Annotated in this window: 17 protein-coding genes and 1 pseudogene; 12 read left to right on the forward strand and 6 right to left on the reverse strand. The window is 65.6% G+C overall.

The window, feature by feature from the left end; genetic code table 11:
* Positions 1-96: 96 nt before the first annotated feature.
* The 3 genes and pseudogenes from C2138_RS02275 to C2138_RS13575 all read right to left on the reverse strand — a co-directional run bounded on the left by C2138_RS02275 (position 97) and on the right by C2138_RS13575 (position 1378).
* Positions 97-489, reverse strand: a complete 393-nt coding sequence (locus tag C2138_RS02275; RefSeq protein ID WP_159078109.1) for a hypothetical protein — start codon at positions 487-489, stop codon at positions 97-99.
* A gap of 407 nt (positions 490-896) precedes the next feature.
* A pseudogene (locus tag C2138_RS13970) lies at positions 897-978 on the reverse strand (tyrosine-type recombinase/integrase); the annotation flags it as partial.
* Positions 979-1012: 34 nt separating this feature from the next.
* On the reverse strand, positions 1013-1378 hold the full coding sequence (locus tag C2138_RS13575; RefSeq protein WP_159078110.1) for a hypothetical protein: 366 nt from the start codon (positions 1376-1378) through the stop codon (positions 1013-1015).
* A gap of 753 nt (positions 1379-2131) precedes the next feature.
* Here C2138_RS13575 and C2138_RS02290 point away from each other — a divergent pair.
* A protein-coding gene (locus C2138_RS02290) for an IS3 family transposase (RefSeq protein WP_108515212.1) occupies positions 2132-3384 on the forward strand; the annotation gives its coding sequence in 2 pieces (ribosomal slippage) (positions 2132-2414 and positions 2414-3384; 1254 coding nt in all).
* A 321-nt stretch (positions 3385-3705) separates the two neighbouring features.
* Complete coding sequence (locus C2138_RS02295) at positions 3706-4578, forward strand: collagen-like domain-containing protein (RefSeq protein WP_108515214.1); 873 nt, start codon at positions 3706-3708, stop codon at positions 4576-4578.
* A gap of 159 nt (positions 4579-4737) precedes the next feature.
* On the opposite strand, the gene C2138_RS02300 is transcribed toward C2138_RS02295, so the two are convergent.
* Positions 4738-5337, reverse strand: a complete 600-nt coding sequence (locus C2138_RS02300; protein ID WP_108515215.1) for a TetR/AcrR family transcriptional regulator — start codon at positions 5335-5337, stop codon at positions 4738-4740.
* Between the two features lie 147 nt (positions 5338-5484).
* Here C2138_RS02300 and C2138_RS02305 point away from each other — a divergent pair, with 147 nt between their 5' ends.
* The 4 genes from C2138_RS02305 (at position 5485) to C2138_RS02315 (ending at position 8629) form a co-directional block, all read left to right on the forward strand.
* Complete coding sequence (locus tag C2138_RS02305) at positions 5485-6438, forward strand: DUF5692 family protein (RefSeq protein WP_108515216.1); 954 nt, start codon at positions 5485-5487, stop codon at positions 6436-6438.
* A 202-nt stretch (positions 6439-6640) separates the two neighbouring features.
* Positions 6641-6802, forward strand: a complete 162-nt coding sequence (locus tag C2138_RS13710; protein ID WP_199220458.1) for a hypothetical protein — start codon at positions 6641-6643, stop codon at positions 6800-6802.
* A gap of 73 nt (positions 6803-6875) precedes the next feature.
* The gene (locus C2138_RS02310; RefSeq protein WP_108518696.1) at positions 6876-8498 is read left to right on the forward strand and encodes a sodium-dependent transporter; all 1623 of its coding nucleotides are present in this window, start codon (positions 6876-6878) and stop codon (positions 8496-8498) included.
* A complete protein-coding gene (locus C2138_RS02315) occupies positions 8495-8629 on the forward strand; it encodes a methionine/alanine import family NSS transporter small subunit (protein WP_108515218.1) in 135 nt (44 codons plus the stop codon). Before C2138_RS02310 ends, C2138_RS02315 begins: the two co-directional genes overlap by 4 nt.
* A gap of 70 nt (positions 8630-8699) precedes the next feature.
* Here the strand turns inward: C2138_RS02315 and C2138_RS13975 are convergent, their stop codons facing one another.
* Positions 8700-8864: a DUF8730 family Cys-rich protein gene (locus C2138_RS13975; RefSeq protein ID WP_491044359.1), complete on the reverse strand. Its 165-nt coding sequence runs from the start codon at positions 8862-8864 to the stop codon at positions 8700-8702.
* Between the two features lie 85 nt (positions 8865-8949).
* Between C2138_RS13975 and C2138_RS02320 the strand changes: the two genes are divergently transcribed.
* From C2138_RS02320 to C2138_RS02330, 3 genes are read left to right on the forward strand one after another with little or no spacing between them, the layout of a single operon-like run.
* A complete protein-coding gene (locus C2138_RS02320) occupies positions 8950-10620 on the forward strand; it encodes an FAD-dependent oxidoreductase (RefSeq protein ID WP_108515220.1) in 1671 nt (556 codons plus the stop codon).
* A 37-nt stretch (positions 10621-10657) separates the two neighbouring features.
* Entirely contained in the window at positions 10658-11047 is a 390-nt protein-coding gene (locus tag C2138_RS02325) for a metal-sensitive transcriptional regulator (RefSeq protein WP_108515222.1), read from the forward strand.
* A gap of 27 nt (positions 11048-11074) precedes the next feature.
* A complete protein-coding gene (locus C2138_RS02330; protein WP_108515223.1) occupies positions 11075-11737 on the forward strand; it encodes a dihydrofolate reductase family protein in 663 nt (220 codons plus the stop codon).
* A 50-nt stretch (positions 11738-11787) separates the two neighbouring features.
* Here C2138_RS02330 and C2138_RS02335 read toward each other — a convergent pair whose 3' ends face one another.
* A complete protein-coding gene (locus C2138_RS02335; RefSeq protein WP_108515225.1) occupies positions 11788-12060 on the reverse strand; it encodes a hypothetical protein in 273 nt (90 codons plus the stop codon).
* 261 nt (positions 12061-12321) lie between these two features.
* On the opposite strand from C2138_RS02335, the gene C2138_RS02340 reads away from it, so the two are divergent.
* The 3 genes from C2138_RS02340 to C2138_RS02350 all read left to right on the forward strand — a co-directional run bounded on the left by C2138_RS02340 (position 12322) and on the right by C2138_RS02350 (position 15914).
* On the forward strand, positions 12322-13074 hold the full coding sequence (locus C2138_RS02340; RefSeq protein ID WP_108515227.1) for a hypothetical protein: 753 nt from the start codon (positions 12322-12324) through the stop codon (positions 13072-13074).
* Positions 13075-13135: 61 nt separating this feature from the next.
* Positions 13136-14149, forward strand: a complete 1014-nt coding sequence (locus C2138_RS02345) for a Gfo/Idh/MocA family protein (RefSeq protein WP_108515229.1) — start codon at positions 13136-13138, stop codon at positions 14147-14149.
* A 43-nt stretch (positions 14150-14192) separates the two neighbouring features.
* Positions 14193-15914 (forward strand): D-alanyl-D-alanine carboxypeptidase, encoded by a 1722-nt coding sequence (locus tag C2138_RS02350; RefSeq protein WP_108515230.1) that lies wholly within the window; start codon positions 14193-14195, stop codon positions 15912-15914.
* Positions 15915-15916 lie beyond the last annotated feature (2 nt).

Genomic DNA, 15916 nt, shown 5'->3' on the forward strand with positions numbered 1-15916 from the left:
CGAGCGTGAGGGTGCGCCGTAACTCCAGCAGACAGCCACCCGTGGCCCGCGGCAATGGGGGCGTGAGGAACGAACTGGTGCCACGACGCTATATTCCTACGCTGGTAGCTTGCGAATGCCGCTTCGCTTGACATAGTCCTCGAACTCATTCCCGTTATTGAAGCTGTCTACCAACCTTGCGACTCGGAATGGCCAGTCCATCACTACCCACTCGTCATCTTTTCGCTGCGGCAGCGGAAGTGTTGCGCGTCCTCCGTCGACCGACGCGAGGTGGATCCGATCGACTAGAGCGCCACGGTAGAAGACATCGCAGTACTCGCCGCGGATTTTCGGGTCGGGGAACGCAGACCAGGGCTCTGTCCAGTTCTCTCGTGAGCCGAAGGGGTCGCTGGTCATGCCGTACTCGATGGATACGTCCAGATCGTCGACAAGGACAGCGCGGGCGGAGTGGTACCCGGAGACCGTCACAACATCATCAATCGTGCCCAAGCTGTAGCTCTAAATTGGGCCGTCGCGAATGAGATTCCAGTGGTCGTCCCACGAGTCGGAGATAGTGCGGCGAATTTCGTAGAGTTTCATGACGCGAATCTAGGTGCAGCCGCCGACATTTGTGGGAAGGCACTGCCACGGTTCGCGTCCCCGTCACGTCCCCGCAGAACCAAAATGGGAACAATCTGCGCCGAACCAGGGCAGCAAATCAACTCATGCAACCAGTGGAATGGCCCTTCGTGGCTATCCGCACGCACTCGTAATGAGAAGGTCGTCAGTTCGATTCTGACAGGCGGCTCCACAAAAACCCCCGCCGTTATTGGGATCGGGGCTTGTCTCCACTTCTCGCCTTCGTCGCGGAGACAAGGTTTGCCCAACTTGTATTCCTGGCGCGTATCCAGCGGTGTCTGCAACAGCGTCCGGATCGCCCTCAAAGAGGTCGCTGTAGACATCCAAAGTCATCGCTGCGGAGGCGTGGCCGAGCATCCGCTAGATCGAGAAACTGAATCGTAAGCGCTGCGATTTAGCGGGTCACCAAGTTGTCGCTAAAAGAGTCGCAGCCGACGCCGAGCCCGCTGACGATATCGCGGACGGTGAGGGAATAGTCCCCTTCCGGCGTACCGAAATACTCGAGAGCCATGTCAATCGGCAGCTGCGAGTACGTCGCCGTACCGCCGCTCACTGTGCCATCCGCCCCGACCGTCAGCGACAACGGCACCCCACCGAACCCGCTGCCATATTGCATCCCCATCTGCTTGGAAGCTGCGACGCCGGTGCACAGGTTCCTTGCCACATGGCGCACGTTAGCGAGGAGCTGCTCGTCCGGAGCGGTAATGGCTGCGCCGGCAATCGGCTCGACGACAGGGGGCGCCGCCGTTGGTGACGCCACCGGTGCGAGCAGCGGATCCGGAGGGAAAGCCGCAGGGCTTTCGTTTGCAGGGCTTGGCAGCTGAGGCAGCGAAGGGACCGACTCAGGCCAGTAGAAGGCCGCAGCGCTCCACAAACACAGGACCGTGCCGATTGCGCCCAAGGTCCCGCCAAGGACTGGAAGCACACCGGTGGAGTATCCGTGGGAGGAGCGAATCCGGCTGGCAGTGATCGCGAAACCCACGGCGGTGATACCCGCAGTGGTGATCACCCAACCCCGGTAACCGGGGTCGGCGTCGCTGAGGGCGAGAGGGAACCAGCAGGCGGCCAAGCCGAAGAGGATCGAGAGTAGAGCGAGAAGTCTCGGCTGGCCGCGTCGGGGCGCCGCGGGGGTTGCCGTCACATACCGTGTAGTGGGCGGCCTTGGGGGCTCGTCCCAGTGCCCTGCCGGACTCCAGTCGCGCGGCCCCTGCGCCATCGATTCCCCCACCGTCTGCTGAGCCCCCTGTCTAACTTGTTGCTCGTTTGCTCGTATACACCCCAGTTCGGGCGACGAAAGGACATCGGGTCCGGCGATGAACTCACCCGGCTCTTCACGCTCGCTCAAGCGGAAATCGCCAGGCCGGACGCGGTGTGGCGAACGTCGTCGTCAACGCACTGGAAATCACTCGTAATGAGAAGGTCGTCAGTTCGATTCTGACAGGCGGCTCCACAAATATCCGGCTGAATCGCCCCGGCATGTCCGGAGACAGAGTTCTTTGGAAGGATCTGTCTCATGGCACGACCCAGCAAATATCCGCGCGAGCTTCGTGAGCGCGCTGTCCGTATGGTCGCCGAGGTGCGCCCTGACTATCCGAGCGAGTACGCCGCGCTGAGCGCGGTCGCGAAGATGCTCGGCGTCGGCTCACCGGAGACAATCCGTCTCTGGTGCCGCCGCGCCGAGGTTGACACCGGGCAGCGTCCCGGGCTGACGACCGAGGCGCAGGCGGAGATCAAGAAGCTCAAGCGCGAAAACGCTGAGTTGCGTCGGGCGAACGAGATTTTGAAGGCGGCGTCAGCTTTCTTCGCGGCCGAACTCGACCGGCCACATCAGCGATAGTCGCCTTCATCGAGGCGCACAAGGACCGCACCGATGGCGGTTTGCGGTGGGGTGTCGAGTCGATCTGTTCCGTGCTCACTGAGCACGGGGCACGGATCGCCCCATCGACCTATTACGACGCCCGAGGGCGCGGTCCCTCGGCGCGCGTGCTGGCGGATGAACGGTGGAAGCAGATCATCTTGACCACCTGGCAGGCGCAGCGCCGGCTCCTGGGCGCCCGCAAGCTCTGGCTACGGCTCCGCCGCGAGGGGCACGACATCGCCCGCTGCACGGTGGAGCGACTCATGCGCGAACTTGGGATCGCGGGCGTGGTGCGCGGCAAGCGCCGTCGCCTGGTCGATATCGATCCGCGGGAGACCCGACCGGCTGACCTCGTCGACAGGCACTTCGCAAGGCTTCGAGTGAACCAGCTCTGGGTGGCCGATTTCACCTACGTGTGGACGTGGTCCGGCTGGGTCTACGTCGCGTTCGTGTTCGACGCGCACTCCCGCCGGATCCTCGGCTGGCGGGCGGCGACCAGCATGACGACGCCGCTCGTGCTCGACTGCCTAGAGATGGCGCTGTTCACCCGCCGCCGTGAGGGCGCCGACGACTTCACTGCACTGACCCATCACACCGATGCCGGCAGCGTCTACACCTCGATTGCGTTCACCGACCGGCTCGTCGAGGAGGGCATCGACCCCTCGGTCGGCTCCGTTGGCGATGCCTACGACAACGCCCTGGCCGAGTCGCAGATCGGGCTCTACAAGACCGAGCTCATTCATCACGAAGGCCCATGGCGAGACGTTGACCAGGTCGAGGCCGCAACCGCTGGGTGGGTCCACTGGTTCAACACGGAGCGCATCCACGGCTCGATCCACGACCTCACACCCGTCGAACTCGAGCACCTCGACTACGCTCTGACGGAACCTCTCGAACGAGCGGGCTGACACCAGTAATACGCTCTCCGGACATGCCGGGGCGATTCAGGCCGCTGGATCAGTGAGCTTGCTCCTGTCCTTTTGGCCATTCCGTGCGCTTTTTGCCCATCCACATCATCCGATATGCTGGTTTCACATCATCCGATATGCTGGTTTGGGTTGCTGCAGGACGCGGTGTTTCTCTCTGTTCCCAGCGCCCAGCATCCACTGCGGATTTGCTGCTGCGCTCGCGAGCCTTTCGGCCTGGGCGCGAGATTCGATAGGTAAACATTGCGTCCAAGCGCGGACTCGATAACGCGCGGAAAGCGCCTGGACAAAGGAAACCGTCACATGCTCGGCACCCGCAAGACAACCGTATTCGTGCTCGCCCTCGCTGTCGTCCTCGGGCTCGGCAGTGGCGCAGCGGGAGCGGCCGTAGTGACCGCCACGTCTGCGGAGGCCGGCGCCCCCGGCGTAGACGGAGAGCGGGGCGACACCGGCGAGCGAGGAGCCACCGGCGCCAGCGGGCAAGACGGTCGCGATGGCGTTGACGGCAAAGACGGCTCCGCCGGCGCTAAGGGCGATGCTGGCGAGAAAGGTGCGGACGGAGCCGCGGGTGCAACCGGCGCAACCGGATCTGTCGGCGCAACCGGCCCAGCGGGCGCGACCGGCCCCGCTGGCGCAACCGGCGCTATCGGCCCCGCCGGCCCCGCCGGCCCCGCTGGCGCAACGGGCGCGACTGGCCCTGCTGGTCCTGCCGGTCCTGCGGGGGCCAACGGATCGGTGCCCTGGGCAGATGCAGTCAGCGGTGTCCAGAGCGTGGCCGGGAGTGGCCTGGTGGCGTTCCCCGGTTTCAGCCGCAACGCCACGTACTTCCAAAGTACTTCCGATGGAATCATCGTCAACCAGACCGGCTACTACGAGATCAGCTATTCGGTGCGCCCCGTCTCGGGCAGGGTCTCGACCGCGTCCCTCGCCGCGAGCGACTTTCGGTCCTTCGTTGTCCATATCGGTACGCAGCCTCTGGACCGAAGTCGCGTCTATCTCCCCACGGTCAATGTTGATATGCCGTCCGGCCCCACCCTGAAGGTTTTCGTCGACGGTGGAACGGTCGAGCACTCCGGGGTGGTCCAACTCTATGCAGGATCGCTTATCACGCTCCACTCGGAGGGCACCGCGCCAGCGACGGGCATTACGGCCACTCTCACGCTCAAGCGGCTGTAGTCACCGGTCGGGCGCGCCTGCCCACTCAGCGAAGCCGAAGGATCCGGTCGATGTTCTGGTGAGCCTATGGACGACCCTTCCCATCAGAGATCCTGGCCCCTGAACCGACCACCCGTTAAGGCTGGACAGAAACGCCTCGGCCCCACGATCGCAACGCCCTCACGTGAGGCGGTGCGGTGTGGCGCGGGCGTCGAGCCGGCGGACGGACTCCCGGATCGCGCCGTGCAGCATGATCTCGAGGTCGCCGACGACGCGGTAGGGGTGTTCGACCATCCCGTCCGCGACCCAGCGCAGCACTACGGCGAGCACCGCCGAGGTGTAGAAGTCGACGACCAGGATGCGATCCTGCGCCTGTACCGGCCCGCCGCCGTCCTGCTCCATGACGGACTCTGTGATTGGCCGCATCTGGTCGAAGAGGAATCGCTCAAGCCCCGACCGGCCGAGCCCGCCGAGCACCCCGAGGGTCGATGAACGGTTGTCGCGCATGTACCGCATGAGCTGCACGAGCCCGTCGGCCCACCCGAGCTCCGACGCGTATGCCCGCACGCGGGCGGCGACCTCGGTCTCGAACACCCACTCCGCGAGGCGGCGCACGTCGGGAAAGTGGTAGTAGAAGGCCTGTCGTGTGAGACCGCAGTCGTTGGTGAGCTGGGTGACCGTCACGCGATCCAACGGCACGGCCCTAAGGCGCGACTTGAGGGCCTCCGCGAGGGCGTCGCGCGCATCCCCGCGTCGCCGCCGTTCGAGGGTCCCGGCCATGCCTCACCGTACCTCCGGGCGCCCCGGGGCGCACCGATCTTGACGCATTTGTCACGATGTCTAGTGACCTACTAGACAGATAGTTCTACCGTTGTGTACAGGGACGGCACGCGTCCAGCGGGCCGCTGAGGAGAGGTCCGAAAAACAATGTTCTTGTACGAATCAATTCCCTGGTATTCATGGGCGATGTCCGGCATCGTCCTGGTTGGGCTCATCGCCCTCAATGAGGTGACACGGCGTTGGAAGTGGGCGGGCATCGCCTTCTTCGTCGCGCTGCCACTGCTGCTCACGATCTTCGTGTGGCCGACCACCGCCGGTGAAGGATCGTCGACCGGCACGTGGTTCCACTGGGTGAAGGTCTACTCCGCGCTGGCCGGATGTCTGGGCTTCATGCTCATCCGCTACGTCCCCCGTCTCGCGGCGAAGAAGTGGGTGCTCATCTTCCCTGCGCTCATCCTCGCGATCAACATCGGTGAGGCTGTCATCCGTGACTTCGAGGTCGCGAACCTGCAGGGCATGCACGACGGCGTCTTCATGGTCGGCGGACCGTGGAACTACATGAACGCCATCGCTGGCATCCTCAACCTCGTCACCATCTGCGGCTGGGCGGGCATCTTCATCTCCCGCGACAAGACGAAGGACATGATCTGGCCCGACATGATGTGGTTCTGGATCATCGCGTACGACCTGTGGAACTTCGCCTACGTCTACAACTGCGTCGGTGACCACTCGTTCTACGCCGGTGCCGCACTGCTCATCTCCTGCACCATCCCCGCCTTCTTCATCAAGAAGGGCGCGTGGCTGCAGCACCGTGCGCACACCCTGGCGCTCTGGATGATGTTCACGATGGCGGTTCCCGCGTTCGTGAGCACCTCGCCGTTCGCCGTGGAGTCCTCGCACAACCCGGCCGCCCTATTCGTCGTGTCGGCCCTGTCGCTCGCGGTCAACATCGCCGTCGCGGCCTACCAGGTGTACACGATCGTCAAGCGGCGCCGGAACCCGCTCCGCGACGAGCTCTACACCGACCTGCCCCAGTACAAGGAGGTGCGCGACGCGAACCTCCCCGTCGGGTCCCTGGCTGCTCAGCCAGCTCCCCGGTAGAAGGAGCGAATGGTCACGGTCTGACCCTTGAGCCCGGATCTCCGGGCGAGCAGCGGACACAAGCGCCGTGGTCGAGCATGATGGCTCGGCCACGGCGCTTCGTCGCTGGCAGTGCGCTCAGAAGACTGGGAGGGCCGGAATCTCGGTTGTACTCTGGCCCCACGCAACCATGGACGTCACGGGACAGAAGGAGTGACGAGAGATGTCTGAATCGAAGAAGAATGAGCCCGTCAACGACGAAGAAGGCACAACAAAGCCTGATGGCGTGGGCAAGGATGGCACGATTCCGGCCGATCCGAAGGGCGTAGCGGCCGGCTATACCGGTGAAGAATCCACCTTCGAGCCGGAGGAAGACACCGAGTAATCCCGGGGCGCGGCACGGGCCGGTATAGGGAGGGCATGCATCGGTGGCCCCCATGCTGGGGTATCGTCTCGGCATGGCGACTGCTACGACTCAGACCCGCAAGCGCGAAGCCTTCGGCTCGCGGAATGTGTTCATCCTCTCGGCTATCGGCTCTGCCGTTGGTCTCGGAAACATCTGGCGTTTTCCCTACGTCGCCTATGAGGGTGGGGGCGGGGCCTTCCTCATCCCGTATCTGTGCGCCCTGCTCACCGCGGGCATCCCGCTGCTCTTTCTCGACTACGCGATCGGCCACCGGTTCCGTGGCTCCGCTCCGCTCGCCTTTCGCAGGATGCATCGTGCCGCCGAGCCGCTCGGCTGGTGGCAGGTGCTCATCTGCGTCGTCATCGCGGTGTACTACGCCGTCATCATCGCCTGGGCGTCAATGTACACGTGGTTCTCGGCGCAGCTGGCCTGGGGTGCAGGCAACGAAGAGGACTACTTCTTTACCGACTTTCTGCAGATGGGGGATGTTGCCGAAGGAGGCCTGTCAACCACGTTCGTGCCGCAGGTGGGCATCCCGCTGATACTCGTCTGGCTGGCCGTGATCGTGATCATGGCGCTCGGCGTGAAGCGCGGAATCGGCGTCGCCAACATGGTGCTCATGCCGCTGCTCACGGTGATGTTCGCGATTCTCGTCGTGCAGTCCCTGTTCCTGCCGGGTGCGATGGAGGGGCTCAACGCCTTCTTCACCCCCAACTGGCAGGCACTCGCCGACCCGGGCGTCTGGGCATCCGCGTATGGGCACATCTTCTTCTCGCTCTCGGTCGCGTTCGGCATCATGGTGACCTACGCCTCCTACCTCAAGCGCAAGACCGACCTCACCGGCTCCGGCCTGGTGGTCGCGTTCGCCAACTCCGGGTTCGAGATTCTCGCGGGCATCGGAGTCTTCGCCGCCCTCGGGTTCATGGCGCAGGCCCAGGGGACGGATGTCGCGGGGGTCGCAACATCCGGCATCGGTCTTGCCTTTATCGCCTTCCCCACGATCGTCTCTCAGGCGGCCGGCGGCACGATCATCGGTGTGCTGTTCTTTGGCGCGCTCGTTTTCGCCGGTGTCACCTCGCTCATTTCGATCCTCGAGGTGATCGTGGCCGCGCTGCAGGACAAGCTCGGCTGGGCGCGGGTTCGCACAACCCTGACCGTGTCCATCCCGCTCGCCATCGTCTCCACGGCCCTGTTCTCCACGACGACCGCACTTGCGGTGCTCGACACAACGGATGCCTTCGTCAACGCCTTTGGCATCATGGCCGTAGCGCTCGTGGCCGTCATCGTGGTGGCCTGGTTGCTGCACAGGCTGCCGGTGCTGGCGGCCCACCTCAACTCGCGCTCGAGCTTTCGCGTCGGCATGCTCTGGAAGGTTCTCGTCGCGGCGCTTGCGCCCATCGTGCTGGGCTACCTGTTTGTGAGCGAGCTCATCGCCAAGATTTCGGAGCCGTATGGCGGGTACCCCACCTGGTTCCTGGCCGTTTTCGGGTGGGGCATGGTGGTCGCTCTGGTTGTGCTCGCGCAGCTGCTGTCGCTGCTGCCCTGGAGCGGCCGCTCCCGAGCCAAGGACGATCCAGAGTATGACGAGTTCCTCGCCGAGGAGCGTTACGATCCCGACCCCGAAACAGACACTGTGCGTGTGCCTGCCGAACGCATCGAAGGAGGGCGCGCATGACCCCGACGGCGATTGTCATGATGATTATCTCCATGGTTACCGTGTGGGGAGGGCTGGTCGCGGCCCTCGTGAATCTCGCTCGTCACCCCGAGGTTGCCGAGACCGAGCCGCCCGTGCCGATCGAGCTTTAGGGCTCGCGGTCAGCGCTTGCAGCGCAGCCCTTTTCGGGCAGCGATTGGCGCAGCCGTTTTCGGGCGGCGCTTAGCGCGAAAAGAGCCGGCTGAAGAAGCCGCCGGTCGATGGTTCTGACTCGTGGCCGGCACAGCGGTCGGCGCGGGGGACTCCGCGCATGACCTCGTCGACGTGCTGACCGCAGCCCGCCCAGGTTGTTTTTCCGCAGGTCTTGCAGGTGATCTGTCGGCACATAAGAGGGTGTTCCTTTCGGGGGTGGGAGGTGCGGCGCAAGGGTTCGCCGCTTGCACGACTATACCCCAGGGGGTATCCTCGAACCATGAAGACGATCATCATCGGAGGCGTCGCTGGCGGAATGTCCGCCGCGACCCGACTGCGCAGGCTCGACGAAAAGCGCCACATCGTGGTGCTCGAACGAGGCCCGTATGTGTCGTTCGCCAACTGCGGCCTTCCCTACTACGTGGGGGGAATCGTGGCCGAGCGGTCGTCGCTGCTCTTGCAGACGCCGGAGTCTCTCGCCGCCCGCTTCGCCCTGGATGTGCGCGTGCAGCACGATGTCGTCGCCATCGACGCGGAAGCCAAGACCGTGAGCGTTATCAACCGGGCGACCGGCGAGAGGCTCGTCGAGCAGTATGACGACCTCGTTATCGCGACCGGCGCTAGTGCCCGCGCCACGGCATCCGATATCCCCACTCACACGCTGCTCACCGTCGACGATGTCGACCGGGTGACCGAGGTCCTCGATGCCGCTGGGCCCGAGGCGCACGCAGTCGTTGTGGGGGCGGGCTTCATCGGTCTTGAGGCCGTAGAGAACCTGGTTGCCCGCGGTGTCGCGGTCACCCTCGTGCAGCGCGGCTGTCAGGTGATGTCGCCCCTCGACCCCGAGATGGCCGAGCCGGTGCATCGCGCCCTGATCGAAGCAGGAGTGGATGTTCGCACGGGCACCACCGTGACCTCGGCCTCCGACGGCGCGGTGCTGCTGAGTGATGGCTCGAGCGTGCCCGCCGACCTGATCATCGAGGCCAGCGGCGTTCGGCCGCAGTCGGACCTCGCCCGCGCGGCGGGCCTGCTCATCGGAGCGACCGGCGGCATCGCCGTCGATGCTCAGCAACGCACGAGCGATCCCGCCATCTGGGCGGTCGGCGACGGCGTGGAGAAAATCGATCACGTCGATTCCGAACCGACGCTGGTCACCATGGCGGGACTCGCCAACCGGCACGGCCGTGCGGCTGCCGATGCGATCGCCGGCGCCTCGACCCTCGATGCGGCACCGGCTCTCGGCACCTCGATCATCGGCGTTCTCGGCCTCGTCGTCGCCACCGTGGGCTGGAGCGAAAAGCGGCTCGTGGCCTCCGGCCGCCCCCATCGCATTGTGCACACTCACCCCGCCTCGCACGCCGGTTTCTACCCCGGCGCGCAGCAGATGGCGATGAAGCTTCTCGTGGATCCGCAGACGGACGCCATTCTGGGCGCCCAGATCGTGGGCCGCGACGGTGTGGACAAGCGAATCGACGTCATCTCCGTCGCGATGACGGCGGGCATCACCGCCTCCGGGCTGTCGCGGCTAGAGCTGGCCTATGCGCCGCAGTTCGCGTCGGCCAAAGACCCCGTCAACCTGCTCGGCTACGTCGCAGAAAACCTGGCGACCGGGGCAACGCGCACGATTCAATGGCACGAACTGGATGCCGCCCTCGCCGCGGGCGCGGTGTTGGTCGACGTGCGAACGGCGGGGGAGCATGCCTCCGCCAGCATTCCCGGTGCCATTAACCTGCCGCTCGATGAGCTCCGTGACCGCCACGGCGAGCTGCCGGATGCTCCCCTCGTGGTTCACTGTCAGGTGGGCCAACGCGGGCACACCGCTGCCCGACTGCTGGGGCAACTGGGCTACAGCGTCAGCAACCTCGATGGCGGCCTGAAGACGTGGGCCGAGGGGACCGCAGCGCAGGTGCGCCACTCCGCCGGGGCATCCGCCACCTCTCTTCGGCCGTGACCGCCACGACCACATCCTTCCCGAGAAAAGAGACTCCATGACCAAGATTGCCGACGATTCCGCGATTGCCGACGATTCCGCGGCCGCGGAGGGCGCTATCGGCGCTGGTGCCGATTATGAGCGGGCTGGCTCCGGCCAGATCCACGATGCCCAGGCAGTGCGCAAGGTTGCCAACCGGCTCAAGCGTGCACAGGGGCAACTCGCCGCGGTCATCGCGGCCGTCGAGAACGGGGGCGACTGCCGGGATGTCATCACCCAGCTCGCCGCAGTGTCGAGCGCTATCGATAGGGCTGGCTTCGCCATCATCTCCTCGGCGATGCGGCAGTGCGTTACGGATGATGATCAGGAGTCGGATGCGCCGGTCGCCGGGCAGCGACCCCGGCTCACGGTGGCCGAGCTGGAGAAGGCATTCTTGTCTCTCGCCTAGGCACACCTCGGGCCGTATCGTGGCGGCATGACTAAGCTTCGGGTTCATAATCTGATGGTCTCGCTGGATGGTTTCTCCACAGGCGAGGGGCTCTCTGTTGATGCCCCCTTTGGTCACGCGGGCGATCGGCTGGCGAGATGGTTTTTTCCCACACACACCTTCGTGAGCATGTCCGGCCACGAGAATGAAGCCGTCGGCGGCGGAACCCGCGGCATTGACGACTCCTTTGCCGCCGCGACGAACCGGGGCATCGGCGCGGAGATCATGGGCAGGGGAAAGTTCGGCCCGCAGGTCGGCCCGTGGCGGGATGAATCCTGGCGTGGCTGGTGGGGCGAAGAGCCGCCGTTTCATTCACCCGTTGTTGTGCTGACCCACCACGCGCGGCCCGACCTTGTGGTGGGGGAGACGACGTTCATGTTTCGCGACCTGGCGCCGCGCGAAGCGCTCGACCTGGCAACGACCCTCGCGGGCGGGCTCGACGTTCGCCTCGGCGGAGGGCCGACGGTCGTACGCGAGTTTCTCGAGGCCGACCTCGTGGACTACATGCACATTGTTGTCGTGCCGATCATCCTGGGCCGCGGCGTTCGCCTCTGGGATGGCCTCGAGAACCTCGACCAGCGGTTTGCCATCGAGGCGACATCCTCACCCTCGGGAGTCGTGCACTACGTCTTCGACCGCATCGGTCGCTGAGCGCCGGGGTCAGCGCGCCGGGTCAGCGCCGCCGGGTCAGCGCGGCCGGCTCAGCGCGGTCGCCGCGGAGCCGCGCTTCGCAGGGAGGTTGCGATCGCATCCGCCGCATCGGTGTTCTGGCCAAACCAGCGAAACCAGATGGCATCGACCTGCGCGCCCGTGATGGTGCCGCTCGCCTGAAGTATGGCTGCAAGGTCTCGCGCCTCGGGCTCATACTCATCCCACGGGGTGCCATCGCCCATCCCGGGAGTGAGCCCCATGGGGTCGAACCGATTGAGTATGTGGATGACCTTATTGGTCAGAGCTCTTATCGGTTCCTGCATAACGATGACTCTGCCAGCAGCGGCGGCAACTTACAACGGGGTGACAGCGTAGTCGGCCGAATGGGGGACAAATCAGGGTCGGCCTCGGTCGCCCCGCAGCAGCGGTTAGGCGAATTGTCCCCCGAAATCTCCCCCATTTCGGGGCACTAACCCGCGTTTTGTACCCCAGATCGGTTGTACCCGTACCCCGACACACCTAGTGTTGAGCCAATGCCAAGGACGGCATATGGGGTACGGCTGCAGGATGCAAAGGGGTCCACAATGAAGCGCTTCGCAACGCTGATCGCTGCCTCTAGTGCCGTGCTCACCCTCGTCCTCCCCTTCGTCGGAGGCAGCGGCCCCTCCTTTTGGCAGGCGGCCCCTCACGTCTCAAGCCTCGCCACAGCGGCCGCAGAGGCGACGCCCTCGAATGATTTCGTCGCGACTGACACCACCATCGAGGCACTCGAGGCTGACCTCGACACCGCGGCGGCCGCGCGCCGAGCGGCCATCGAGCTGGTCGGAGGCAACTGCCCGTCCCCGGCCTCGGGCGCAACGGCATCCGTGGAAACCCGCACCGCCGGCGACGGAGTCATCACGGGAACGACAAGCGACGATCTGGCGGACTTCGCAGCCGAATACAACGAGATCCGCATCGCCAACTGCCTACTCCCGCTGCCTGCCGCCAACTTTCGCCACGACGAGTGCATGCTCGACCGCCTGGTGTGGATGGCAGAAGACCCGAGCGACGACCCGCTGAGCGCATGGGGCCACATCGGCTCAGAGCGCAGCGACGGTGTGCCGAGCATCGGATGCGATGGCAATCTGGCCGGGGGAACCGGCGATAGCGGAGCATCCGTCGCCACCAAGTGGTGGGAGTCACCCAAACACCAGCTCTCCCTGTACCAGCCCGACTACGCCGGAGCGGTCGCGGGAATGTGCGTCTTCTTCGCCGCCACCCACGGAGGCGTTGGCGCCACCATCGACGAGCCGCAGAGCTTCATGCGTGCTGCCGCCCGCTGGGGTAGCTGCTAACCGACTCCACCGGTAGCCTGGACGCCACGACGCCCCGACGGGGCGGGAACGGGAGTCGGCAATGTCGCTGCGCTGGGGAATATTGGGGCCGGGCGGCATCGCTCGCTTACAGACGAAGGACCTGATCGCGAACGGGTTCGACGTTGTGGCCGTCGGCTCTCGTCGGCTCGAATCTGCAGAAGAATTCGCCCAGGAGTTCGGCATCCCTCGCGCCCACGGCAGCTATGCGGAGCTGGTCGCCGACCCCGAGGTCGACGTCGTCTACGTCGCGACCCCGCACACCTTCCATGTGAGCGCGGCGCTCCTCGCGCTCGAAGCGGGCAAACATGTGCTCGTGGAGAAACCCTTCACCGTTACAGCGGAGCAGGCCCGGCAGGTCGTCGACCTCGCCGCGGAACGCGGGCTCGTTGTGCTCGAGGCGATGTGGACACGATTCTTGCCGCACATGGTGCGCCTTCGCGAGATCATCGCGGCCGGCACGATCGGCGAGGTTGTGACTCTTATTGCCGACCATGACCAGTTGCTGCCGTCGGACCCGATGCACCGTATGCGCGACCTAGCGCTCGGGGGCGGCGCGTTGCTCGACCTGGGCGTCTATCCCGTGTCGTTTGCCCATGACCTGTTCGGTGTGCCGACGGGAGTGCTCGCCAGCGCAACCTTTACGCCAACCGGAGTCGACCGGCAGACCGCGATCATCCTCGAGTTCGGCGAGCGCAGGGCGGTGCTTCACACCGCGCTCGATACGCAGGGTCCCAACCGGGCATCCGTCATCGGCACGAACGGCCGCATCGAGATCGACGCCGTCTGGTATTCGCCCACATCGTTTACGGTCTACGACTCTGCGGATGCTGTGGTCGAGCGATTCGAACGGGGTCAGGCAGACGATTCTGCCGCGGGCAGCAGGGGTATGCAGTTTCAGGCCTGGGAGCTCGAGCGGCTGGTGGCTTCCGGCTCGGTCGCGGGCGACCTCATGCCGCCGGAGGGTTCTGTGCAGGTGATGCAGATTCTCGACGCCATTCGGCAGCGGATCGGCTTGGAGTACCCGGCAGCGGCGGGTCTGGCCTCCACGCTCTGAAATAACTTTCGCGGCGCGGGGTGCCCTCCATTACGATGAGCGGATGATCGAGCCGGGTCAGCCCCCAACCCGTCGTCAGGCCCGAGAAGCCCTGTCGCAGCATGCCCGCGGGCGTGCCGCCTCAGAGTCGCGCCCGGCACAGGGATCTGCTGGCACGCGCGCGGGTGCGGGTGCGGGTGCGGCGAAGGTGGCGCGTGCGGCGTCAGCGGTTGCGCGGTCGTCGGCGCGCGGAGTCTCCGCGGCGGCCACATCGGTTGTCGCTGCAGTGAGGTCGTGGGCGAGAAGCCCCAGGCAGCTGCTCATGGCTGGGGCGGCCATTGTGGTTGTCGTTCTCGCCACCGCGGTCGTCATGGCAGGGGTGGGCTCGGGGCGGGCCTCGATGGCTGCCCTCGCTGCGGTCGAGCCAGAGGCTGCCGCCAGGTTTGCCCCCGAACTCGCGGCAGGGCCCGTTCGCCTGCGCACCTGCACGGTGGATACGTCGGAGCCAGCGCTGGCGGAGCTCGCAGCATCCGTGGTCTCCGTCTCGACGGGTGAACAACTTTTGGCTCGGGGAGATGGCGCCCCCATCTCTACTCTTGAGCTTTCCAAAGTGGCAACCGCCATCGTTGCGCTGCAAGTGCTGGGGCCAGACACGCGCATCCCGACCAGGGTCTATGAGGGCAGCATCGCGGGAAGCGTGGTGCTGGTGGGAGGCGGGGACGCCACGCTTTCTGCTCTGCCATCGGGGGTCGAGAGTGTCTACGCGGGGGCCCCGCGAATGAACGACCTCGCCGCCCAAACGACCGCAGCGCTCGCGAAGCTATATCCGCCAGCCCCCGTGCAGGAGGACGACGAAGACGACGATGGCCGCCGGGGTCCAGGGGGCAGGCCAGGGCCTAGGCCGTCTCCACCCCCTGCTCCCGCCGCGCCGGAGCAGCCCGCATTCTCGATAACGCAGGTGATGGTCGACTCGACCCTGTGGAGCGGCGAACCCTGGGATGCGGGATGGGCGTCGGCCGAACGCACGGTCGGCACGCAGGCCAACATCACACCGCTCATGGTCGACGGTGACCGGCAGGACCCCGCGGTCGTGACGAGCCCGCGCGGCGAGGACCCGGTTGCGTCGGCAGCGGCGGCGTTCATCTCCGCCCTGGGGCTCGGCAGCGGCACCGCGATTTCCACGGGGGCCGTTCTGCCGGATAGCCCCCTGCTGGCAGAAGTGTGGTCGCAGCCCGTGAGCGTGCTCGTCACCCAAATGCTGCAGCTCGGCGACAACACCCTCGCCGACATGCTTGCCCGCCTGGCTTCAACATCAGTGGGAAGCGACGGAACGGCGGCTTCGCTCGAACAGGTTTATCGCTCTGTGCTCGGCTCCCTCGAGGTTGACACCGCCGCCCTCGTCATGAGCGACGGCTCGGGCCTCGACCTTGCCACAGTGGCCCCTCCCGAGGTTCTCGCTCGGTTGCTCGCGGCGACCGTGAGCAACCCGGCCCTCGTGAGCATCACCGCGGCCCTTCCGGTCGCGGGTGTCTCTGGCACTATGGCGCCCCGATTCGCCGGTGAACTGGCACATCTGCACTCCACCTTCTCCGGGGTTGGGACCTCTACCGCGACCGCGGCGACGCTGGGCGGCATCCTCACGGCATCCGATGGGACGGTGCTCACCCTGTCTCTGCAGGCGACGGGAGCGGTGTCACCAGAGACAAATCTCGCGTTCGAGCACCTGGTGGAGAAGATCTACGAGTGTGGAGACAACCTTTCGGGAGCCGTGCGCGCCGCCGAATAGCG

Origin of the sequence: Salinibacterium hongtaonis, assembly GCF_003065485.1 — a bacterium.
Classification (GTDB): Bacteria; Actinomycetota; Actinomycetes; order Actinomycetales; family Microbacteriaceae; genus Homoserinimonas; species Homoserinimonas hongtaonis.